This window comes from Eubacteriales bacterium mix99, assembly GCA_038396605.1.
In the GTDB taxonomy this organism is placed as follows: Bacteria; Bacillota; Clostridia; order Caldicoprobacterales; family DTU083; genus UBA4874.
Genome location: CP121690.1, coordinates 1,309,539 through 1,332,473 on the forward strand (window position 1 = coordinate 1,309,539; position 22,935 = coordinate 1,332,473).

Genomic DNA, 22,935 nt, shown 5'->3' on the forward strand with positions numbered 1-22,935 from the left:
TCGTCCCCTGGCATCCATGGATAGGGATGGGAGTTCCGCTGCCGACGGAAAGAGATAAGTAAAATAAGTAAACAGGACTACAGGGAGAAGACAGAATGGAAACACAGGTTTTGAAAATAGAGGATCCCATCCGCTGCAGACAGGAGATGTCCGAAGCCGCGCGGCGGATCCGCCGCGGAGAAGTGGTGGCTTTTCCGACGGAAACGGTATATGGCCTGGGCGCAAATGCCCTGGACGGGAAAGCAGTCAAAGGCATTTTTGAGGCAAAGGGAAGGCCAGGCGACAATCCGCTGATTGTACATATTGAGAGCATCGTTCAGTGGGATGCCCTGGTAACCGGGATTCCGGAAAAGGCAAGGATTCTGGCGAAAGCTTTCTGGCCGGGGCCGATGACCATGATTCTGAAGAAAACAGGGAAAATACCGGATGTGGTATCCGCCGGACTGGATACGGTGGGGGTGCGGATGCCCTCCCATCCGGTGGCCCGGGAGCTGATCCGGTTGTCCGGAGTACCCATCGCCGCGCCCAGCGCAAATCGTTCCGGCCGTCCGAGTCCCACGGAGGCAAAGCATGTCCTGGAGGATATGAACGGCCGGATTCCGCTGATACTGGACGGGGGAAAAGCGAATGTGGGAGTGGAGTCCACGGTATTGGACATGACCGGGGAAATTCCGGTGATTCTCCGGCCCGGCGGGGTGACGCCGGAAATGCTGGAAAAGGTGATTGGGCCGGTACAGGTGGACCCCCATGTCATGAAGCCGATTGCGGACGGACAGCAGGTAAAATCCCCCGGCATGAAATATAGGCACTATGCGCCAAATGCGCCGGTAACCATTGTCCGCGGGGATCCGGACAAGCTGGCCCGATATGTGGAGCAGGAAGTTCACCGGCTGCAGGCGGACGGAGAACGGATCGGAATTCTGGCAACTGACGAGACCATGGGACAATATACAGCCGGAATTGTGCGGACCATGGGCAGCCGGAAGCACCCGGCCCAGCTGGCAGCCAGTCTCTTTGCGCTGCTTCGGGAAATGGACCATCTGGGAGTGGACCGGATTCTGGCAGAAGGCGTGGAGGATCATGATGAAGGCCTTGCCGTCATGAATCGGATGACCCGTGCCGCCGGCTTTCATATTATTGACGTGTAAGGAGCGTGGCGCACCATTGAACATTCTTTTTGTCTGTACCGGCAATACCTGCCGAAGTGCCATGGCGGAGGAAATGTTTCGGACCATGCTGAACAGGAAGGGTATGACAGGATTTTATATCCGTTCCGCAGGGATTGCCGCTTTGCCGGGAGAGAAAGCAAGTCCTCCGGCGGTGGCGGTCCTGAAGGAAGCGGGGATGGACCTGAGCGGTCACCGGTCCGGCCCCCTGAATGAAAAGCTGCTGGGGGAAGCGGATGTCATTCTTGCCATGACGGAAGGGAACAAAGCCGCAGTGCTGTCCCGGTATCCTTCTGTTCGGGAAAGGATCCATACCCTGAAGGAATATGCCGGGACTCCCGGAAGGGACATTCCGGATCCCTATGGGCAGTCAGCGGATGTTTACCGCCGTACCGGGGAGGAAATCCGCCATGCTCTGGAGAAAATCATTGAGAAATGGGGCCGAACCTCTTCGGATCCGAAAAAGCCCTAAAATTTATGTGGACTTCAAATAGCTGATATTATATAATATAACATTGGTAAGTACAGAGACTTGGAAATGAGGTAGGAATAAGATTGAAATCAGCTTCCGCAAATGCGCAGTCCAAACGACTGGTTGGCAGAAAAGCCGCGGATTTTGTAAAGGACGGCATGCAGATCGGCATTGGCACAGGATCCACCGTTGCCTTTTTTATTGAAGAGCTGGGGCACAGGGTTCGTCAGGGATGGCAGATACGGGGCGCCGCGACTTCCTATTATACCAGGCTGTTGTGCCACCGCAGCGGGGTCCCCATGATGGACAGCATGACGCTGGATCATTTGGATCTTGCCGTGGATGGAGCTGATGAGATCGATCCTTTCCTGAATGCCATAAAGGGCGGAGGAGCCGCGCATACCTGTGAGAAGGTCATTGCCTCCATGGCAGATGAATTTATCCTCATTGCGGACGAAAGCAAATTGGTCTCCGGATTGTGCACGCATCACCCGCTGCCGGTGGAGGTGATTCCGGCTGCGCTGTCCCTTGCGGAAAAAAGGGTCCGCAGTCTGGGAGGAACCCCGTGTATCCGCAGGGCGGTCTGTAAGGACGGCCCGGTTATTACGGAAAACGGTAATTTTATATTGGATATTACGTTTCAGACGGCTCCGGAGGATCTGGAGCTTCTCAATATCCAGCTGAAAAAGATACCCGGTCTTCTGGAGACCGGGCTGTTTTTGGGTATGGCCAAAAAAGCCCTGATCGGTTCGGCGGATTCGGTCCGTGTCCTGCTTCCTGAAGCATGATTTTCTTGGTCAGGACGGCTGGCTTGTGTTATCGCCAAAGCTCTGGCTTGCTTTCGCGGATTACATTAGGAAGGTGCAGAAACTGTATTTTCCATGCAAGGAGGAAAAATATGTCAAACGTACATGTGATGAACCATCCGTTGATCCAGCATAAGCTGACTCTGATCCGGGATAAGAATACGGGTGTGAAAGAATTCCGGGAGCTGGTGGAGGAAGTTTCCCTGCTGATGGCTTACGAGGTAACGCGGGATCTGCCTTTGGAGAAGATTGAGGTGGAAACGCCCATCGGGAGAGCCAAATGCCAGACCATCGCCGGAAAGAAGCTGGGCGTGATACCGATTCTCCGAGCCGGTCTCGGGATGGTCGACGGGATGACGACGCTGATTCCCACTGCCAAAGTGGGTCACATCGGCTTGTACCGGGATCCGGAGACGCTGGAACCGGTGGAATACTACTGCAAGCTGCCCACCGATGTGGAGGAAAGGGATCTGATTGTTGTGGATCCCATGCTGGCCACCGGGGGATCCGCTTCGGCAGCCATTGGTTTTCTGAAGAAAAAGGGAGCGAAAAGCATCAAGCTGGTTTGCCTGATCGCCGCACCGGAGGGCATTGCCAGACTTCAGCGAGAACATGGCGATGTGGATATCTATGCAGCTGCTGTGGATGAAAGGCTGAATGACCACGGATACATCATACCCGGACTGGGGGATGCCGGAGACCGGCTGTTCGGCACGAAATAATTCAGGGCCTGTCCGGGCCCGATATGTCGCAGCCGATATATTATATATAGAAGAAACAGGGTATACAAGGCGCCTGCCCCGGCAATAATGGAAATAGATATTGCATTCAGCATTCCATAAGTGAGGTGCGCAGGATGAAAAGAACGATTTCCATACTTTGTACAGCCCTGATTTTGTTGACAGGTGCAGCGGTGCCGGGGTTTGCCGCCGGCGCCGGTCCCTGGTTTTCGAAAGACGGATCTGTCCGGGGATCAGATGGCCCGGCCCCGATGGGTTCCCCGGAGAACGCGTCGCCGTCCATCCGGGAGCAGGTGATTCTGGCAGGAGGTTCGCTGCTTCAGATACAGATGAGCGGATGGGCCCTTGTGAAAGATGGATCGATGTCCCTGCCTGCATTGGAGGAACTGGCCCGGGAAGTCCGGGAGACCTGGGGCAGTGTGGCTCAAAAGGCGGAGATCCGGTCGGATGAGACGGATTCGATGCGCCAGGTGATTCTTATTCTGGAGCAGGACGGAGGCCGCGCTGCCCTTACTTTTCACAGCGGAGATCAGACTTACCTGGCGGCGGATGCCGTAACCCGGGATGTCCGGGACGAAAGAAAGGAGAAGGCTGTTTTTTCTGCGATGGAAAGGCTGCTGAAGCAGTTTGTATCCGGGTCCTGCGTCCGGACGACCTATACCTCGGTCCTTCCCGGAGAACTGGATGCGGGGCGTATGGAGCAGATCGCAGGGCAGATATTCCGGGGACTGGACGGAGAGATGGAGGAGGAGATCCGCGATGCCGGATGGATCAGTAAAACAGGATACAGTGACAGGATCCCCTGTGCGCTGCAATCCGGCGGAAAACGGATCAACCTCAACGTGGCACTGCGGTACAATGATTATGAGGGCAGGACCTATCTCTGGCTGGGCACGCCGGTGATCTCCATTCCATATTAGGTACGGACAGAGACTGTGATACATAATATGAATGGATGGGAGGTGTTGGTTTGGCCAGTTTATTGGTAAGGAAAAGTGATCCATTGAAGGGTAAGGTAACCATCAGCGGCGCTAAAAATTCCGTACTGCCCATTATTGCAGCGTCCCTTTTGACGGACGATACCAGCATCCTGGAAGACATCCCCCGGCTGGAAGATGTGACCGTCATGTGTGAGCTGCTGGAACGTTTTGGCTCCCAGGTGGATAGTAAGGGAAATTGTCTGAGAATCGACAATCATCATATTGAAAATGCGCCGGCATCCTATGATCTGGTTCGGAAGATGCGGGCCTCTTTTTTGATCATGGGGCCGCTTCTGGCCCGGTTCGGGAATGTGAAGATCTCCCTGCCCGGTGGGTGTGCCATCGGGACGCGTCCCATTGATCTGCATCTGAAGGGTTTTTCCGCCATGGGTGCGGATATCACCCTTGGTCATGGATATATAGAAGCCTATGCGGACAAGCTGACCGGAGGCAGGGTTTATCTGGATTTCCCCAGTGTGGGAGCCACGGAAAACATTATGATGGCGGCAGCGCTGGCTGACGGGCTGACCGTAATCGAGAATGCCGCAGAAGAGCCGGAGATCGTTGACCTGGCAAACTTTATCAATTCCATGGGAGGCCATGTCCGGGGAGCGGGTACCGATACCATCAAGACAGAAGGAGTACGGTACCTGAAGGGTGCGGTCCACAATATCATTCCCGACCGGATTGAAGCGGGCACCTTTATGACGGCTGCGGCCATCACCGGAGGGGATATCGTTCTTGCCAATGTTATCGAGGATCATATCCGGCCCGTGGAAGCCAAGCTAAAGGAAGCGGGAGTCCGGATTGAGCCGGTGGAGGAAGGAATCCGGGTATCGGCGGGCAGGCCGCTGCATCCGCTGGATCTGAAAACCCTGCCGTATCCGGGATTTCCAACGGATATGCAGGCGCAGATGATGGCACTTCTGTGTACGGTTCCGGGTACCAGCATGATCACGGAAACGGTATTTGAGAATCGTTTCATGCATGTCAGCGAATTGAAACGGCTGGGTGCCAATATTCGAATTGAAGGGCGCAGTGCTGTCATAGAAGGTGTGACGCATCTGACGGGGACGGAGGTTCAGGCCACGGATCTGCGGGCAGGCGCCGCCCTTTTGCTGGCTGGCCTGTATGCAGACGGAATGACGGAGGTAACGGACATTCATCATATTGACCGGGGATACGACCGGATCGAAAACAGGCTGAATGCCCTGGGAGCAAACATCGAAAGGCTGTCCTGAAAACAAAACAAGAGGCCGCAGTACCGGCAATTTCTACCGTAATACCAACCGGGCGTAAAAGACTGTCCTGACAAAAGGGACAGTCTTTTGTTCTAAAAGGCGGCGGATTTTCATAAAATGGTTAGGTACATTGGAGAAACGAGGTATCGAAGTATGAAACCATTGAGTAAAGTTCTGATTACCGGAGCCTGTCTGCTTTTGATTCCCTCCCTGATTTCCCATTTTACGCCTGAAAAAAAAGCATCGGATCATCCGGCTTCCGCCGGCAATTCTGATGAGATCATTATCGTAATGGCTTCGGAACAGGAGGAGAAACCGCAGGAAGAAGAGGAAGAAAGAAAAGGGGATACGGTCCTTTCCCTGTATGACCACAGGGCAAAAAAACGGATCCGGCTTCCGCTGGAGGAATATCTGGTCGGCGTGGTCGCAGGAGAGATGCCGGCTTCTTTTGAAGAGGAAGCCCTGAAGGCGCAGGCTGTGGCAGCCAGGACCTTTGCCGTCCGTCATATGCGTTCCCTTGGCGGCAGCGGATGCAGTCAGCATAAGGGAGCAGACGTATGCAGTTCCTTTGCGCATTGCCAGGAGTGGCTGTCCGGGACGCAGATGCGCAAAAACTGGGGAAAGAATTTTGATGCCTGTCATGAAAAAATCCGTCAGGCAGTCCAAAGTACAAAGGGGAAAACCATGATGTACGATGGCAAACCCATCGAGGTCCTGTACTATTCCACCAGCAACGGGAAAACCGAGGAAGCCAGCGAGGTGTTTTCCAGGTCCCTTCCTTATTATCATTCGGTGGACAGTGCCGGAGAAGAGGATGCGCCCAATTTTGCAGACAACGTCACCTATTCCAATCAAAAGTTTGCCGGAATCTTTCAGTCGAAGTATGGTGTTCGGCTGGATCCCGGCCATCTGGAAAAGCAGATTAAAATAAACGGATACACGAAAAGCGGAAGGATCCGGGATTTGACCATCGGCGGAAGAAATCTGAAAGCCACGGAGTTCCGGCTGCTCTATCAGTTGAATTCCACGGATATCACCTTTGTATTCAGCAAGGATCACATCACTATGAAAACGAAAGGCTTTGGCCACGGTGTGGGAATGAGCCAGGTCGGTGCAGACCGGATGGCCCGGCAGGGGAAGGACTATCAGGAAATCCTGCACCATTATTATCAGGGAGTGGAAATTCACAATTACTGAAACCCATAGCTCCTGACAAGCCTTGCACGCCGCAGGATAATTCTCCACAGGGTCCCTGTCGGACTTCTTCAGCTACGAAAGCCTCATACCGCAGGATAATTCTGAAAACAGTGCTTTCTATGGTATTAATTGCCTGAAACCTGGCAAAACTACCATTGGAGGTGGTATTATGGAGAAATTATCATGGAAAGAAAGATGGAAAAAGACATTCAACCGGAAAAATTTCTCGGGATTTGCTGAGAAGTATGGGTTTTCCATTCTTTTGCTGCTGTGTTTGTGCATTATTGGAGCCACTGCTTTTCTGACGCATGACAGGAAGGGCAGGAGTCCCGACAACGTCCGAAAGGAGCCGGGAGTGGTTCAGGAGGAGCCGGAGAAATCGCCGGATTTATCAGCGGAGGACAAGCCTGAGGACATCGTGGATCTCACCGGAGGGAAGAGCACCGCCAAGGGCGGGAATCAGACGGCTCCGCCGGCAGAAAAGCAGGCTGCGGACCAGACGGTTCCGGAAAAGAAGCCGGCCGGGCAGAATGTTCCGGCAGAGACGAAGCAGGAGAATGCAAAAGCCGTTCCGGTATCTGCAGAGACCAGCGCGGATTCCAAAAAGATGGGTGCTCCTGCGGCCGGAGAGATGGTCCAGGATTACTCCATGGATGAGCTGGTATTTTCCTCCACCCTGAAGGAGTGGACCACGCATTCCGGCGTGGATATCACCGGCGCGGTGGGCACAGAGGTTCAGGCTGCACTGCCTGGTACCGTGGAAAGCATTGAGGAGGATCCTCTGAAGGGAATCGTCATCACCCTGTCCCATGGAGACGGACTGCAGACTGTATATATGGGATTGTCCGCCGCGGATATGGTTCAGGAAGGACAAAAGGTGGAAAAGGGACAAGTCATCAGCGGCATCGGCAGAACAGCCGCCTTTGAAATAACAGACGATCCTCATCTGCACTTTGAAGTGTTACAGAACGGGGAGCATCAGGACCCCATGGAGTATCTTCCAGGGAAATAGGCAGGAATCAAGTTTATTTCGGAATGATATTCTATCTCCCCCCCAAACTGCATAACTATTTAAATATAGTGAAGCTGCAGCACCTGGGAATTCGATTTCGCAGCACTGTCAATTGATTGGGGCGCAAAGCCGCAAGACAGATATTGGTTAGGGGGGGTATTCATTTTGAAGGACTATATTGAGGAAAGGGCTGTGGAAATTGCGAATTACATTATTGAATCACAAGCTACGGTACGGGAAGCCGCAAAAGTATTTAAGGTGAGTAAAAGCACAGTGCACAAGGATGTGTCGGAGCGCCTTCCAAAAATAAACCCCAACATTTCAAATGAAGTAAAAAAAGTACTGGAAAAGAATAAAGCGGAGAGACACATAAGGGGCGGCAGAGCAACCCGCAATAAATATAAGTCCGGAATGATCGGCTGAACTTTCTGAAATCATGGAAACCCCAGGATATTCAGGGAATACGATCTTACACAGTTCCGTTGCGGAAAAAGCAGAACGGGCTGTGTTTTTTCTTTTCTCTGCCCAGAAAAAAGAGGATTTTGGAAAAAAAAATAGAATAACATCAGTAATTTGGTAATATTGTTGGCTAAAATGCCGGGGTTAGGCAGTATACCAGAAACGGAATGAATATTCATATGGGCATTTCTCCATGATCCATGAACGAGGGGTAAAGAAAGGTGAGATGATTTTTGTTAGGATTCAGGGATATCGGAATCGATTTGGGCACTGCCAGTATATTGGTGTACATGAAGGGCAAAGGGATTGTGCTGCGGGAGCCTTCCGTGATCTCCATTGACAAGGACAGCGGTCAGGTGCTGGCAGTGGGCAGTGAGGCACAGAGAATGCTGGGCAGGACGCCGGGCAATATTGTTGCGATGCGTCCTTTGGAGCAAGGTGTGATTTCGGACTATCACGTTACAAAGAAAATGCTGAAGTATTTCCTCAACCGGGTGGCCGGCAGACAGCTGGCAGGCAAACCCCGTGTGGTGATCTGTGTTCCCAGCAGCGTTACCGAGGTGGAAAAGCGTGCAGTTCTGGATGCTGCTTCAGAGGCCGGGGCCGGCAGAACCTATCTGATTGAGGAGCCCATTGCAGCCGCCATAGGGGCCGGGCTGGACATTGCCAGGCCATGCGGTCATATGGTGGTGGATATCGGCGGAGGCACATCAGACATTGCGGTGATTTCCCTGGGCGGCTCGGTTCTTTCGGAGAGCATCAAGGTCGCCGGGAATGATTTCGACAAGGCAATTGAAAAATATATGCGGAAAAAATACAATCTGCTGATTGGAGACGGGACAGCGGAAAGGATGAAGATGGAGATCGGCTGCGCCTTTCCCCGGGAAGAGGAGCTGTTTATGGATGTTACCGGACGCAATCTGGTCTCCGGCCTGCCCAGGGTGATTCGTGTTTCCTCAACGGAAATGATGGAGGCCCTGGAGGAACCGGTTCAGGAGATTTCGGAGTGTGTGCATTCCATACTGGAAAAGACTCCGCCGGAGCTGGCGGCAGACATCAGTGAGCAGGGGATTATCATGACGGGAGGCGGTGCCCTCCTTTACGGATTTGACAAGCTGCTGCAGCAGCAGACCAAAATTGACGTGTATGTGGCGGAGGATGCTGTGTCCTGTGTGGCACTGGGGACAGGAAAGGCACTGGAGTCCCTGGACGTTTACTCCAGTTCGGCGATGTTTGAGCACCACAAAGGGGTACCGGTGAGCGATTGATTCCAGCACTGCTCATGGATGCCAGGGGCGGAACGGGACAGGCCCGGAAGGAAGCAAGCCGGCAGCTACAATGGGAGGGGTATTATGACAGACGGGAAGGTCGACGGACAGACAGACTGTGATATCAATGGGATTATGAAGCGGATTCCCCACCGCTATCCATTTTTACTGGTGGATCGGGTGACGGAGCTGGTTCCGTGCAAATATGCCAAAGGAATCAAGAATGTCACCATAAACGAGCCTTTTTTCCAGGGGCATTTTCCAGGCCATCCGGTGATGCCGGGTGTGCTGATTCTGGAGGCCCTGGCACAATTGGGTGCCACGGCGGTGCTGGGCGGGGAGGAGCAAAGAAATAAACTGGCCCTGTTCGCCGGCATTGACAAGGTACGATTCCGCCGGCAGGTGGTCCCGGGGGATCAACTGCATCTGGAGGCGGAGATCATCCGAATGAAAAGTGTCATGGGCAAAGCTTCGGTTCGGGCATCGGTAGACGGGGAGACAGCAGCCGAGGGGCAGATCCTGTTTGCCCTGACCGATGCGGAAACATCGTAAAATATATTTGGAAAGGAAAACAAATGCTCCGCAGGCATGAAAAAGACTGAATTTTTTGAGGCTGTGATATCTGGGCTATGATATAATGGATGCAGGAAAATGCAGGCCGGGAGGAGTTTATTGTGGCAAAGATCAAAAGGGATCAACGGATCGCAGTTTTGGCCAGGGTTTTGTCAGGCCATCCCTGGCAGATTTTCACCCTGAACCAATTCAGTGAGCTTTTTCAGGCATCCAAAGCCACGGTCTGCGGGGATATTGCCAGGATTGGGGAAGTATTCCGGACGTTTCATATTGGAGATCTGGAGTCGGTGGCGGGCGCGGGAGGGGGCATACGGTTCCTGCCGAAGCCCGCTTCTCCGGACTCCGCAGCTTTTATCCGGAATCTGTGCGATACCCTGTCTGAGCCGGACCGCATCCTGGCCGGCGGCTATATTTATCGGAATGATATTCTTTATCATCCCCAGAGCATCCGCAGGATCGGTGAGATTCTGGCATCTCTTTTTTCCGGCGAACGCCCGGATTTTGTAATAACTGTTGAAACCAAGGGGACTCCTGTGGCGATTATGACGGCATTTTACCTTGGCTGCCCGGTTGTGGTGGCCCGGCGGGACAGTCCCGTCACGGAGGGCCCGCTTGTCAGCATCAATTACGTAACGGCTTCCTCCGGACGGATCCAGACTATGTCCCTGTCGAAGAGGGCGGTTACAAAGGGGAAAAGGGCCCTGATCGTGGATGACTTCATGAAGGGCGGCGGGACTGCCAGGGGGATGCAGGAGCTGCTGAAGGAATTTCATGTGGAGACGGTTGGAACCGGCGTGGTGATCGCCACCAGGGAGCCGGAGGGAAAAATGGTGTCTGACTATACGTCTCTTTTGATTCTGGATCAGGTTGACGAACAAAATGGAAAGATTATGTTGTCTCCGGCGGATCGGTTTTTAGATAAGATGTGAGAGATTTTCTGTAATTTAATATTCTTTCTGCTAAATGTAGAAGGACTATAAATTATTTTGGCGAATCATTACATTAACATCAACGTTATTCTTCAGCATACCTGTCTATCTGGAAGGGGTGAACTGGGATGAACATTACAGATGTCCGTATCAGGAAAATCGGGAGCGAAGGCAAGATGAAGGCTGTGGCGTCCGTTACCTTTGACAATGATTTTGTTGTACACGATATCAAGGTCATTGAAGGGCAAAGCGGATTGTTCATTGCCATGCCCAGTCGCAGAACACCGGATGGGGAATACAGGGATATCGCCCATCCTATCAATTCCGAAATGAGGGGAAAGCTTCAAAGCATGGTATTGGAGAAATATAAGGGTATGGGGGAAGAATAAGCTTTAAAGGAGAGACTCTCTCCTTTAAAGCTTATTCTTTTTTTGTCATTTTTAAAATCATTCAGGAAGGACCGACATTTTTCAGAAGATAATGTTATAATAATATGGAAGGTTAAAATTACAGGAGTGTGGGAAGTATGGGAGAGAATGTATCTGCCGTTATTTTGGCAGCTGATGACGCACCTGCAATGCAGTCGGCGGTTCCTGCCGTGTTGCATCCGGTCTGCGGACGAAGTATACTGGACTATGTCGTGAATGCGGCAGGGCAGGTTGCCGACAGCCGGCCTGCTGTAGTGATCCATGGGGACAGCGGCCGTATTCGGGAGCATTTGGGGAAGTCTTGCCGGATCGTGGATTCTGCGGAAGGGGGGGATTCCGTCAGTGGCTTGTTTTGCATGGAGAAGTGCACGGGGGAAGAACCCTGCGGATATCTTTTTGTACTGACCGGAAACATGCCCCTCATCCGGGGGACAACGCTGAAGGAGATGCTGCGGTTTACAAATGAAAATCATCTGACCGCAGCGGTTCTGTCCGGGGAGTCCCCGGAGTCCGGCAGCAACGGGATTTCGCCTGTATACTGCTTTGACAGCCGTGCTTTGCGGAAGGTCGTCCGGGAAGGGCAGGAAGGTACGAAGCCGGAGACCTGTAGCCCGGAGGATGTTCTGCACATTCTGAAAGCAGCAGGGGAAAGGACAGGAATTTTCCGGATCCGGGACATCCGGGAGGTCATGACGGTTTCCGATCGTGTCTGCCTGTCCCGGGCAGAAGCGGAGATGCGCCGGCGGATCAATGAATTTCACATGATGAGGGGAGTTACCATTCCGGACCCGTCCGCCACCTATATCGGCGCGGACGTAAGGATTGGGAAGGATACGGTCGTTTATCCCGGAAATGTTCTGGAGGGATCCACGGTTCTTGGTTCCGGCTGCCTCCTTTATCCCAACAACCGGCTGCAGAATGCAGAGATTGCGGACGGGACGACGCTGCAGTCCTCCGTGATTCTGGACAGTCGGATCGGAAGCGCGACCACCGTCGGACCCTATGCCTATATCCGGCCGGGCAGCCGGATCGGAGATCATGTGCGGATCGGAGACTTTGTGGAGGTCAAGAATTCGACTATCGGTAACAAAACCAAGGTGTCCCATTTGACCTATATCGGCGATGCTGACCTGGGGCAGGAGATCAATGTGGGATGCGGAGTCGTCTGCGTGAATTATGACGGGAAGGAAAAGCATCGAACCGTGATCGGGGATCATGCCTTTGTCGGCTGCAATGCCAATCTGGTGGCACCGGTTGAGGTGGAGGAACATACTTTTGTTGCCGCCGGATCCACGATTACGGAGAAGGTCCCGGCGGGGGCGCTGGCCATTGCCAGGGCAAGGCAAGTGAACAAGAGGGGCTGGGTGGAGAAAAGAGAACAAAAGAAAACGGAGGAGAAATAATGAATACCCACGGAAAGTGTATTAAAATTTTTGCCGGAAATTCCAACCCGGAGCTGGCCAAGGAAATCGCCCGTTATGTCGGAGTGCCCCTGGGCAACGCGAAGGTATCCAGATTCAGTGACGGGGAGATCAGTGTCGATATTCATGAAACCGTAAGGGGATGCGATGTCTTTGTCATTCAGTCCACCTGTTCTCCGGTCAATACCAACCTGATGGAGCTGTTGATTCTCATTGATGCCTTCAAGAGGGCTTCTGCCAGGGAAATTACGGCTGTTATTCCGTATTATGGATATGCTAGACAGGATCGCAAGGTAAAGGCCCGCGATCCCATTACGGCAAAGCTGGTGGCTGATTTGATTACGGAAGCCGGAGCGGACCGGGTTCTGACCATGGATCTGCATGCAGCACAGATTCAGGGCTTTTTTGACATCCCGGTGGACAACCTTTTCAGCATGCCGATTCTGGCAAGGAATTATATCGACAGAGGGTTTGTCGGGGAAGATCTGGTCGTTGTATCTCCCGATCTGGGCAGCGTGACCCGCGCCCGCAATTTTGCCCACAAGCTGAATGCTCCGCTGGCCATCATTGACAAGAGGAGACCCAGGGCCAATGTGGCCGAAGTCATGAACATCATCGGGGATGTCAAAGGCAAACGTGCCATCCTGATCGATGATATCATTGATACGGCAGGGACGATCCGGCAGGGAGCCATTGCCCTGGTGGAGCGGGGCGGCGCCAGGGAAGTCTATACTTGTGCTGCTCATGGAGTGCTGTCCGGCCCGGCCATCGAGCATATCACCGATTCTCCCATCAAGGAAATGGTTCTGACCAACACCATTCCCCTTCCCTCGGAAAAGCAGACGGACCGGATCCGGGTTCTGTCGGTGGCGTCCCTGTTTGCCGAGGCCATACAGAGGATTTATGAAAGTCTCCCGATCAGCTCCCTGTTTGATTGATTTCCCGGGAAGGACAGGCTATGTATATAATTGCAGGACTGGGCAATCCAGGGACCCGGTATCAGAGCACCCGGCATAATACAGGATTTTATGTGCTGGATCTTTTTGCGCGGGCCCACGGAATAAAAATAAACAAGACAAAACACAAAGCCCTCCTCGGCGAAGGAAGGATTGGATCGGAGAAAGTGGTATTGGCAAAGCCCCGGACGTTTATGAATCAGAGCGGGGAAAGTATTTTACTGTTGAAGCAGTGGTATCATACGGAGGAAGATCATATCCTTGTCATATACGACGATATTGATCTGGATCCCGGTGTCCTGCGCATCCGGGCTTCCGGCAGCGCCGGGACGCATAATGGCATGCGATCGGTGTTGCATTACCTGCAGACAGAAAATTTTCCCAGGATTAGAATTGGCATCGGAAGGCCGCCGGCAGATTGGGATCTGGCGGATTATGTGTTGTCCCGGTTCCCGGAGGAGGAAGCGGGATTGGTAAAGGAAGCCTGCGATCGTGCCGTAAAAGGAGTGGAATGCATTCTGACGCAGGGCACGGAGACAGCCATGAGCAGATATAACGGATAGGAGTTGCGTATTTGGTTTTCTTACTGGCGTTGGCGGCCCTGGTAGGCTCCTACCTGGCCAACAAATGGATGCTGAAGGTTTTCCGGGAGAATACGGTGATCTTTGGGGCACCCATCGTGGAGGAGCTTCTCAAAACCCTGCCGGCCTATTTTCTGAATAGGCCCATTTGGTATGTTCATTTTTTGTTTGGGCTCGGAGAAGCGCTGTACGACTTCTTTACCGGCAGACGGGAGACCGGTTCGGGGGCCGCAGCGGCGGGCCTGATCAGTCATACTCTTTTTGGATTGTTGACCGATTGGATCCGGAAAGGAACCGGCTGGATTCTCCCCGCCCTTGCAGGTGCTGTTTTTACCCATTGCGCATGGAATTTCATCGTTATGCGGGCGGGCCGCAGGAATTAAGCGCCCGAAAATCGGGAGTCCATAAACAAGAGCCCACAAAAAAGGAAGGTTGTAGATAGGATGGAGCCAATTTGGTTCAAGCCAATGAGAGCATGGCCCCAGTTTCAAAAATTGAAGAAGGCTGTCCGGACGGCAAAGGGAATTACCCTGATCAATGGAATGTCGGAGGTACAGAAATGCCATTTTCTGGCCAGCATTTTGTATCCGCCGGACCGGAACGGCATCCTGATCACGTATGACGAAATGCAGGCCGGCCAGCTGCTGGATGATATGGAATTCTTTTTCCCGGGGCAGACCGTGTTGTTTCCCCCGCGGGAGATTATGCTGTACCATACGGCTGCCCGCAGCCGTGAGATCATGGGACAGCGGATTTCTGTGATGGAACGGCTTGCTGCAGGGGAGAAGCTTATGGTGGTGGCTCCGGTGGATGCCTTGCTGGTACCTGATGTGCCGCCGGATGTCTTCCGGCAATCCCGGTTCCGGGTAACGGAAGGAGAGGAATGTTCTCCGCGGGAGCTTTCCCGTAAGGCGGTACAAATGGGCTATGAGAGGACTTCCACCGTGGAAGGCCCCGGGCAGTTCAGCCTTCGGGGGAGCATTTTTGACATTTATCCGCTTTCTTCGGAGAAGCCGTTCCGGATTGATTTTTTCGGCGAGTTTGTGGATTCCATACGCAGTTTCGATCCGGAAAGCCAAAGATCCGAAGAACGGGTGGAGACGGTTGCCGTTCCCCCGGCGACGGATCTGATTCTCGATGGGGAGCGGCGGAAGAAAGGCAGACAGAAGATTGAGCAAAGTTTTCGCCGACAGATGCAGAAGATGCGGAAAGATCCGGATTTTGACCGGAGCCATCTGGAAAGTCGGATGGATCAGCTTTTTGAGGATATGGATCAGGGTATGACAGTGGATCAGCTTGTGAACTATTTTCCTTTTTTTTATGAAAAATTTGCCAGCCTGCTGGATTATGTCGGAACGGAGGCTGCCCTGATCCTGGATGAGCCTGCCCGCATTCTGGAGCATTGCCGCACGGCCTCTGGGGAATTCTCCGGGCATTTCATCGATCTGCTCCTGCAGGGCGAGGTGTTGCCGGAACAGTCCCGCATTTATGGGGAATATGAAAACCTGCTGGCGGATGCCGGCGCCATGCACAGCATTGCCATGCAGTCCCTGCCTCGGAGCAGCCTGGATTTTGAGCCCAAACGGATTCAGATGGTTTCTTCCCGGACCATTCCTTCGTATCACGGCAAACTGGAACTGATGGCGGAGGATATCCGGTACTGGAAGGGTAATCATGATTCGATTCTTCTTTTGTCCGGGAACCGGCTGAGGGCGGAATCCCTGGCATCGTCTCTGCTGGATTGCGGATTGGAAGCTGTGGTATGTCCCAAAATGGAAGGAAACATTCTCCCCGGTCAGATCGTCATTGTTCCGAAAAGCCTGCGGAAAGGGTTTGAATATCCGGAAGGCCATTTTGTGCTGGTCAGCGATCAGGAGATTTATGGGGTCCGAAGGAAGAAGGCGCCGGCAGGAAAGAAGAAAAAGAAGCTGGATCCGTTTACAGACCTGAAGGTTGGAAGCTATGTCGTACATGAGAACCACGGGATCGGCCGATATCTCGGCATTAAGAAGATGACGGTCAACGGGCAGGAGCGGGATTATCTGGATGTTCGGTATGCCGGTACGGACCGGCTCTATATTCCTACCGATCAGATGGATCTGATACAGCCTTATGTGGGCATGGAGGGCCGGCATCCCGGATTGTCCCGGCTGGGGGGAAGTGAATGGCAGAGAACCAGGGCCAGGGTGCGGGAATCCGTGAAAAAGCTGGCATTTGATCTCCTGAAGCTGTATGCGGCCAGGGAAGCCACTTCTGGCTTTGCCTTTTCTGCAGACAATCCGTGGCAGCGTCAGTTTGAGGACAGCTTTCCCTATGAGCTGACCCCGGATCAGCTTCAGTCACTGGAAGAGATCAAGCGGGATATGGAATCCAGGCGGGTTATGGACCGTCTGCTCTGTGGCGACGTGGGATACGGGAAAACCGAAGTGGCCATCCGGGCTGCCTTCAAGGCAGTCATGGACGGGAAGCAGGTAGCGGTGCTGGCGCCGACCACAATCCTGGCGCAGCAGCATTACAGTACCTTTGTCAGCCGGTTCGGGGACTTTCCCTTTACGGTGCAGGTGCTCAGCCGCTTCCGGAAGCCCGGGGAGCAGAAAACAATCCTGAAGGAGCTGCGGGAAGGCAATGTGGATGTGATTATCGGAACCCACAGGCTATTGAGCAAAGATGTGAAGTTCCGGGACCTTGGGCTTCTCATTGTGGATGAGGAGCAAAGATTTGGGGTGGGGCATAAGGAGACCATCAAACGGATGAAGAAAAATGTGGATGTTCTGACCCTGACCGCCACTCCCATTCCCCGGACACTTCATATGTCCATGGTCGGAATCCGTGATATCAGCGTCATAGAGACTCCGCCGGAAGGAAGGTTTCCGGTACAGACGTATGTGACGGAGTACAATGATTCCCTGATCCGGGATGCCATTGTCCGGGAGATTCAGCGTGGCGGACAGGTTTATTTTGTCTACAATCATGTGAAGCGCATGGCGAGAATGGCGGAAAGGCTGCGTCTGCTGGTACCGGAGGTGCGTGTGGCTGTAGCCCACGGGCAGATGAACGAAGCGTCCCTGGAGAAAGTCATGGCCAGCTTTTACGAGCATGAGTCGGATTTACTGCTTTGCTCCACCATCATTGAAAACGGGCTGGATATTCCCAATGTCAATACGCTGATTGTCTATGATTCGGATTGCTTCGGCCTGTCCCAGCTTTATCAGCTCCGTGGCAGGGTAGGCCGTTCCCATCGGATCGCCTATGCCTATTTTACCTATCGGAAGGATAAGATCCTGAACGAAAGCGCAGAGAAAAGGCTGCAGGCCATAAAGGAATTCACAGAATTCGGCGCCGGTTTCAAAATTGCCATGCGGGATCTGGAGATCCGGGGCGCCGGGAACCTGTTGGGCGCAGAGCAGCATGGGCAGATGGCCGCCGTAGGCTATGACATGTATTGCAAGCTGCTTTCGGAGACTGTTCAGGGGCTGAAGGGGGAAGAACCCCCAAAGCAGCCGGAAACGGTGGTAAACATCAAGGCAGATGCCTATATCGACAACAGCTATATTTCGGAGGAGAATCATAAAATCCGGATGTACAAGCGAATCGCTGCCATTGACAATCTTTCGGATAAAAATGACGTGGAGGATGAGATGACGGATCGGTTCGGCGATATCCCAATCCCCACGTGCAATCTGATCCGGATCGCCTATATCCGGGCATTGGCGTCCAGCCTGAAGATGACGGAGATCTCACAGCGCGGCAGGGAAGTCCGGATGAAGATGCAGGACAGCAGTGCAGTTGCCCCCAGGACGGTTATGATCCTTTTGAATGAGAACCGCAAGGTGCTTCAGATGGGCTCTTCCCATCCGCCGGTGTTTCGGCTTCGGGTAAAGGAAGGGGAAGGGCCGGAGACGCTGGAAGCGGTTCAGAATGTGCTGGAAAGAATGGAGCATCTGCAGCAAAACGAATCCCACGGATGAAAAGGTTTACAGCAATACGGGATGCAGGTATAATGAAATGAGAATAATAGGGATACCCCAATCCAAAGAAAGGGCTTGATGAATTGAAGAACTGGAGAAAGGTGCTTTTTTCGACTTTGGCTGTGCTGCTGGCTGTGGCGGTTTCCGGCTGCAGCATGGTGAGGGTCAATGAGAAAAAAGACCGGGATACCGTCGTTGCCAAAGTAAACGGAGAAAAAATATTGAAGGGAAAGCTTCTGGACCAGTACCAGCAGTACGCTGCCTCCTATGGAGTGTCCGACGAGGACAAGGATCAGGTCAAGTCGGTCAAGGCAAGTATACTGGACGGCCTGATCAATCAGGAGCTGGTTCGGCAGAAGGCGGAGAAGGCAGGCCACAAGGCCAACGACAAGAACCGTGCCCAGGCGGAAAAGGAATATGAGCAGACCGTGGCGGATTATGCGAAATCCCTTCAGCAGAAAGCGGAACAGGACAAGGCCGATAAGGACAAGGCCGATAAGGATAAAGCCGACAAGGACGGGCAAGCCGGCAAGGATAAAAATACGGACCAGAATGTCGACTATGAAAAGCGGGCCCGGGCTGAGATGAAGAAATCGCTTCAGTCCATGCACATGACCAAAAAGGATTATATCGAATTTGTGGCGGAAAATATCGCAATACAGGATTATCTGGATGGACTGACCGCCGATGTATCTGTAAAGGACCAGGAAATCAAGGATTATTATGACCAGCAGTTAAAGGCCCAGAAGGAGACCCCTTCCACGGCTTCCTATTATTCTTCCGTCCCGATTGTGACCCAGCCGGCTTCCCGGAGGGTAAAGCATATTCTGATCAAGTTTTCGGACAAGGATATGAAGAAGATCAGCGAATTGCGCCAGGACAACAAGAAGAAGGAAGCTGATAAGCTTCGCAAAACGAAGCTGAAGGAAATCAAGCCCAAAGCCGATGAAGTATTGACCAAAGTCCGGGGCGGAGACGATTTTGAGGCTTTAATGAAAAAATACGGTGAGGATCCCGGCATGAAAAGCGAAGAGAACAAGGATGGATATACCATGACCCGGGATGCAGGCATGCAGCCGGAGTTTCTGGAAGCATCCTTTCAGCTGAAGAAAGGGGAAACTTCCGATTTGGTGGCAACGGACAACGGTTATCATATTATCAAGGTATATGAAGCCAATGAAGATGTCATCGCGCCCCTGGACGACGAAAAAAAGGAGCAGATCCGGGATGCCCTGCTCAGTGAAAAGAAGAATCAGGAAATCGACAAGAAGATTCAGAACTGGGTCAAGAAAGCAGACATCAGGAAGTATGAAAAACGGCTTTGAGTAACATTGCCATATTCCCTGCCAAACAAATGCATAAAAGTCCGGGCACAGTAAAATAATAGCTATGCAAGTATGGTTATGTAAGTCATGCAGTTTAAGGAGGGATATATGTGAAAGCAACTGGAATTGTCAGACGTATTGATGATTTGGGCCGGGTCGTCATCCCAAAGGAAATTCGCCGGACCATGCGGATCCGCGAAGGCGATCCTCTGGAAATCTTTACAGACCGCGAGGGGGAAGTCATACTGAAGAAATATTCCCCCATAGGTGAACTTGGCGATTTTGCCAGGGAATATGTGGAGTCTCTGCATCAAAACCTCGGACATATTGCCTGTGTGGCGGACAAGGATTCCATTGTGGCTGTCGCAGGAGGAACCAAAAAAGAGTTCCTGGACAAGTCCGTCAGCCATGATCTGGAACGCGCGATGGAGATGAAAAAGACCATCGTTGCGAATCGTGGCGAAGAAGGCAAGATTCTGAGCATTACGGCCAATGAGGAGGAGAACCCCAAATATTCCTCACAGGTCATTGCCCCTGTTGTTGCGGATGGAGATCCGATCGGCGCAGTGATTCTGCTGTCCAGGGAATCGGATTCCAACATGGGAGAAGTGGAGATCAAGGTAGCGGAAACAGCTGCGCTGTTTCTTGGCAAACAAATGGAGCAATAGCCATTCCCGGTTTTCCAAAGGCATTGAATGCATTCAATGCCTTTTATTTTTTGGGCTTTTATTGAACTGTTTTTAGTATTTTGCTATGTTGTTCCAGGCGGACTGATGATATACTATACTCAATATGGATTTCCCTGTCCTTATTTTATATGCGGCGCAGGAGGTAGGTAGGAGTATATGAGCAAAAAATCTTTTATAAAGGGTGCAACCATACTGGCTGCGGCAGGGCTGGTTGCCAAATTCATCGGAGCCATGTTCCGGATCCCGATGACGAATCTCATCGGGTCCGTCGGCATGAGTTATTATCAAATGGCCTATCCCATTTATTCCTTTCTGTTGATTATATCCACTGCCGGCATTCCCACGGCGATTTCCAAGCTGGTTGCGGAAAACATTGCATTGCGCAATTACAACACCGCCCACAAGGTATTCCGGCTGTCGATCCGACTGATGCTGGTCATCGGGCTCACCACTTTCCTTGTGTTTTCGGCCGGAAGCAAGCTGATTGCCCGGATGGTGGGAAGTGCAAAAGCATATTATTCCATTCTCGCCATCGCTCCTTCCCTGGTGTTTGTAACCTTGATTTCTGCCTTCCGCGGTTATTTTCAGGGGATGCAGGATATGACGCCCACGGCAGTCTCCCAGATTGTGGAGCAGGCAGGGAAACTGGTTCTGGGTCTCTGGCTGGCATCCCGGTATATTCCCAGGGGACCGGAATACGGCGCAGCAGCTGCTGTGGTGGGCGTGACTCTGAGCGAGGGGGCCGCTCTCGTTCTGTTAATGGGCATGTATCAGGGAAAGCGCAAAAAGATTCTGGAGAACGCCCGGCAGACGCCAAAAGCGCGATATTCGGAGTCCTACCAGTCCCTTTTGACGCGTCTGATCCGCATTGCGCTTCCCATTACCATCGGCGCTTCCATTATGCCGCTGATGAATATGGCGGATGCCATGATTGTGGTGAATCGCCTGAAGCAGGTCGGGTTTCAGGAAGAGAAGGCACAATCCCTATACGGCTTGCTTACGGGCTGTGCCAATCCCCTGATTAATTTTCCGGCCGTGCTGACGGTTTCCCTGGCCATGAGTCTGGTGCCGGCGATTTCCGAATCCTATGCGGGCAGGGATACCCGGGGCATCGCTCAGAAGACCTATACCGGCACCCGGCTGACACTGCTGGTGGGGATCCCCGCTGCAGCCGGCATGGCTGTATTGGCCCGGCCCATCTGTGCTTTGCTTTACGGCAGTCTTCCACAGAAGGAAATTACCATGGCCGGTGAGATCCTTTCCATTCTCTCCATCGGCGTGATTTTTCTCACTCTGGTGCAGACCCTTACCGCCATTTTGCAGGGGCTCAACCGAATTACCACGCCGGTTCGCAATCTGGCCATCGGGGCTTTGTTCAAAATCGTCCTTACTTATTTTCTTGTGGGGATTCCGTCCATCCATGTGAAGGGCGCCGCCATTGGAACCGTGGCATGCTACGGGGCGGCTGCCATATTGGATTTTGCCGCCGTTGTCCGGTATTCCGGGGTGTCCATGCCACTGGGGAAGTTTTTCGGAAAGCCGCTGGTGGCGGTTGCCGCCATGTCCCTGGCGGTATACGGCACCTATCACGGCCTAGAACCGGCTTTGGGCGGCAATAAGGTGACGCTGCTGGCCGTTCTGGTAGGGGTAGTGGTCTATGCCGCTGTTTTGCTGGCCGTTGGAGGCCTGAGCAGGCAGGACTTTGAAATGCTGCCGGGGGGAAAGAAAATAGGCAAGATACTGACCCGGCTGAAGCTGATCCGCTGATGAAAAAGGGCGATTTTCGACATGCGTTTTGGCGGTTCAGGACAGAAGGAAAGTGCAGAATACGGGAGGGGAAGGAATGAAGGAGAAAACGAAATACCGGTTTCCGGATCTGCTGGAGATCATGAAGAAGCTGCGGAGCCCGGGTGGCTGTCCCTGGGACCGGGAGCAGGACCATATCTCCCTGAAGCAATATCTGATTGAGGAGACCTATGAAGTATTGGAGGCCATTGACCTGGAGGACAGGGACAGGCTGGCGGAGGAGCTTGGGGATGTGCTGCTGCAGGTGGTTTTCCATGCGCAGATTGCGGAAGAGCAGGGAGAGTTTGATATGGACGATGTGACCGATCGTATCTGCAGGAAAATGCTGGATCGACATCCCCACGTCTTCGGCAAGGGAAAGGCGGATACTTCCGAAGAGGTTGTCAGTAACTGGGAGGCGATCAAGAAGCGGGAAAACGGCTATCAGAGCCAGACCCAGGTGCTTCAGCATGTGCCTTCCAATCTTCCGGCGCTGATGCGGAGCTGCAAGGTTCAGAAGAAGGCCGCACTGGTGGGCTTTGACTGGGATCAGACAGAGGATGTGCTTGCCAGAGTGGAGGAAGAACTCCGTGAAGTGAAGGAAGTGTATCAGGATGGACCGGAGGATCGGATTCGGGAAGAGCTTGGGGATCTGCTGTTTGCCGTTGTGAATCTGTGCCGCTTTCTGGGACAGGAGCCGGAAATCACACTGACGGCGGCAACGGAGAAATTCATCCGCCGTTTTGAGTATATGGAAAAGAATGCAGACCGTCCGCTGAAGGATATGAATCCGGGAGAAATGGATTCCCTGTGGAATCAGGCAAAAAGCGCATTGCAACGCGAAATGCGTGTATAAGCCATGCAAAAACTGGTAAGTATATAGATGGAAATCCCATTTTCCCATGGAATGGGTAAAAAAGCCCGAAATTCTTTGGGAAT

At 52.8% G+C, this 22,935-nt stretch carries 22 protein-coding genes; all 22 read left to right on the top strand.

Annotated elements, in window-relative coordinates:
- The first annotated feature begins 95 nt into the window (after positions 1–95).
- The 22 genes from QBE55_05600 (at position 96) to mazG (ending at position 22,852) form a co-directional block, all read left to right on the top strand.
- Entirely contained in the window at positions 96–1,148 is a 1,053-nt protein-coding gene (locus QBE55_05600) for an L-threonylcarbamoyladenylate synthase (GenBank protein WZL79608.1), read from the top strand.
- Between the two features lie 16 nt (positions 1,149–1,164).
- Positions 1,165–1,638, top strand: coding sequence for a low molecular weight protein arginine phosphatase (locus tag QBE55_05605; GenBank protein WZL79609.1), 474 nt, complete (start codon positions 1,165–1,167; stop codon positions 1,636–1,638).
- Positions 1,639–1,721: 83 nt separating this feature from the next.
- Positions 1,722–2,426, top strand: coding sequence for a ribose-5-phosphate isomerase RpiA (gene rpiA / locus QBE55_05610; protein WZL79610.1), 705 nt, complete (start codon positions 1,722–1,724; stop codon positions 2,424–2,426).
- A 110-nt stretch (positions 2,427–2,536) separates the two neighbouring features.
- Entirely contained in the window at positions 2,537–3,166 is a 630-nt protein-coding gene (gene upp / locus QBE55_05615) for a uracil phosphoribosyltransferase (protein WZL79611.1), read from the top strand.
- Positions 3,167–3,300: 134 nt separating this feature from the next.
- Positions 3,301–4,104: a YwmB family TATA-box binding protein gene (locus QBE55_05620; protein WZL79612.1), complete on the top strand. Its 804-nt coding sequence runs from the start codon at positions 3,301–3,303 to the stop codon at positions 4,102–4,104.
- 50 nt (positions 4,105–4,154) lie between these two features.
- Positions 4,155–5,405, top strand: coding sequence for a UDP-N-acetylglucosamine 1-carboxyvinyltransferase (gene murA, locus QBE55_05625; protein ID WZL79613.1), 1,251 nt, complete (start codon positions 4,155–4,157; stop codon positions 5,403–5,405).
- 153 nt (positions 5,406–5,558) lie between these two features.
- Positions 5,559–6,602, top strand: coding sequence for a stage II sporulation protein D (gene spoIID / locus QBE55_05630; GenBank protein WZL79614.1), 1,044 nt, complete (start codon positions 5,559–5,561; stop codon positions 6,600–6,602).
- A gap of 169 nt (positions 6,603–6,771) precedes the next feature.
- Entirely contained in the window at positions 6,772–7,614 is an 843-nt protein-coding gene (locus tag QBE55_05635; protein WZL79615.1) for a M23 family metallopeptidase, read from the top strand.
- 165 nt (positions 7,615–7,779) lie between these two features.
- Positions 7,780–8,037 (top strand): sporulation transcriptional regulator SpoIIID, encoded by a 258-nt coding sequence (gene spoIIID, locus QBE55_05640; GenBank protein ID WZL79616.1) that lies wholly within the window; start codon positions 7,780–7,782, stop codon positions 8,035–8,037.
- Positions 8,038–8,363: 326 nt separating this feature from the next.
- The gene (mreB, locus tag QBE55_05645; GenBank protein WZL79878.1) at positions 8,364–9,341 is read left to right on the top strand and encodes a rod shape-determining protein MreB; all 978 of its coding nucleotides are present in this window, start codon (positions 8,364–8,366) and stop codon (positions 9,339–9,341) included.
- A gap of 135 nt (positions 9,342–9,476) precedes the next feature.
- Entirely contained in the window at positions 9,477–9,893 is a 417-nt protein-coding gene (gene fabZ, locus QBE55_05650) for a 3-hydroxyacyl-ACP dehydratase FabZ (protein ID WZL79879.1), read from the top strand.
- Positions 9,894–10,015: 122 nt separating this feature from the next.
- On the top strand, positions 10,016–10,843 hold the full coding sequence (gene purR, locus QBE55_05655; protein WZL79617.1) for a pur operon repressor: 828 nt from the start codon (positions 10,016–10,018) through the stop codon (positions 10,841–10,843).
- 128 nt (positions 10,844–10,971) lie between these two features.
- Positions 10,972–11,232, top strand: a complete 261-nt coding sequence (gene spoVG / locus QBE55_05660; protein WZL79618.1) for a septation regulator SpoVG — start codon at positions 10,972–10,974, stop codon at positions 11,230–11,232.
- Between the two features lie 137 nt (positions 11,233–11,369).
- On the top strand, positions 11,370–12,674 hold the full coding sequence (locus tag QBE55_05665; protein WZL79619.1) for an NTP transferase domain-containing protein: 1,305 nt from the start codon (positions 11,370–11,372) through the stop codon (positions 12,672–12,674).
- Positions 12,674–13,630 carry a ribose-phosphate pyrophosphokinase gene (locus QBE55_05670; protein WZL79620.1) on the top strand — a complete coding sequence of 319 codons (957 nt, stop codon included), beginning with the start codon at positions 12,674–12,676 and terminating at the stop codon, positions 13,628–13,630. The genes QBE55_05665 and QBE55_05670 overlap by 1 nt, the downstream gene beginning before the upstream one ends.
- A 20-nt stretch (positions 13,631–13,650) precedes the next feature.
- Complete coding sequence (gene pth, locus QBE55_05675; GenBank protein ID WZL79621.1) at positions 13,651–14,211, top strand: aminoacyl-tRNA hydrolase; 561 nt, start codon at positions 13,651–13,653, stop codon at positions 14,209–14,211.
- An 11-nt stretch (positions 14,212–14,222) separates the two neighbouring features.
- On the top strand, positions 14,223–14,612 hold the full coding sequence (locus QBE55_05680; GenBank protein ID WZL79622.1) for a hypothetical protein: 390 nt from the start codon (positions 14,223–14,225) through the stop codon (positions 14,610–14,612).
- 60 nt (positions 14,613–14,672) lie between these two features.
- Entirely contained in the window at positions 14,673–18,197 is a 3,525-nt protein-coding gene (mfd, locus tag QBE55_05685; protein ID WZL79623.1) for a transcription-repair coupling factor, read from the top strand.
- 83 nt (positions 18,198–18,280) lie between these two features.
- The gene (locus tag QBE55_05690) at positions 18,281–19,522 is read left to right on the top strand and encodes a peptidylprolyl isomerase (GenBank protein WZL79624.1); all 1,242 of its coding nucleotides are present in this window, start codon (positions 18,281–18,283) and stop codon (positions 19,520–19,522) included.
- Between the two features lie 110 nt (positions 19,523–19,632).
- Entirely contained in the window at positions 19,633–20,190 is a 558-nt protein-coding gene (spoVT, locus tag QBE55_05695) for a stage V sporulation protein T (GenBank protein ID WZL79625.1), read from the top strand.
- 177 nt (positions 20,191–20,367) lie between these two features.
- Complete coding sequence (locus tag QBE55_05700) at positions 20,368–21,978, top strand: polysaccharide biosynthesis protein (GenBank protein ID WZL79626.1); 1,611 nt, start codon at positions 20,368–20,370, stop codon at positions 21,976–21,978.
- A 76-nt stretch (positions 21,979–22,054) separates the two neighbouring features.
- Positions 22,055–22,852 (top strand): nucleoside triphosphate pyrophosphohydrolase, encoded by a 798-nt coding sequence (mazG, locus tag QBE55_05705; protein WZL79627.1) that lies wholly within the window; start codon positions 22,055–22,057, stop codon positions 22,850–22,852.
- Positions 22,853–22,935 lie beyond the last annotated feature (83 nt).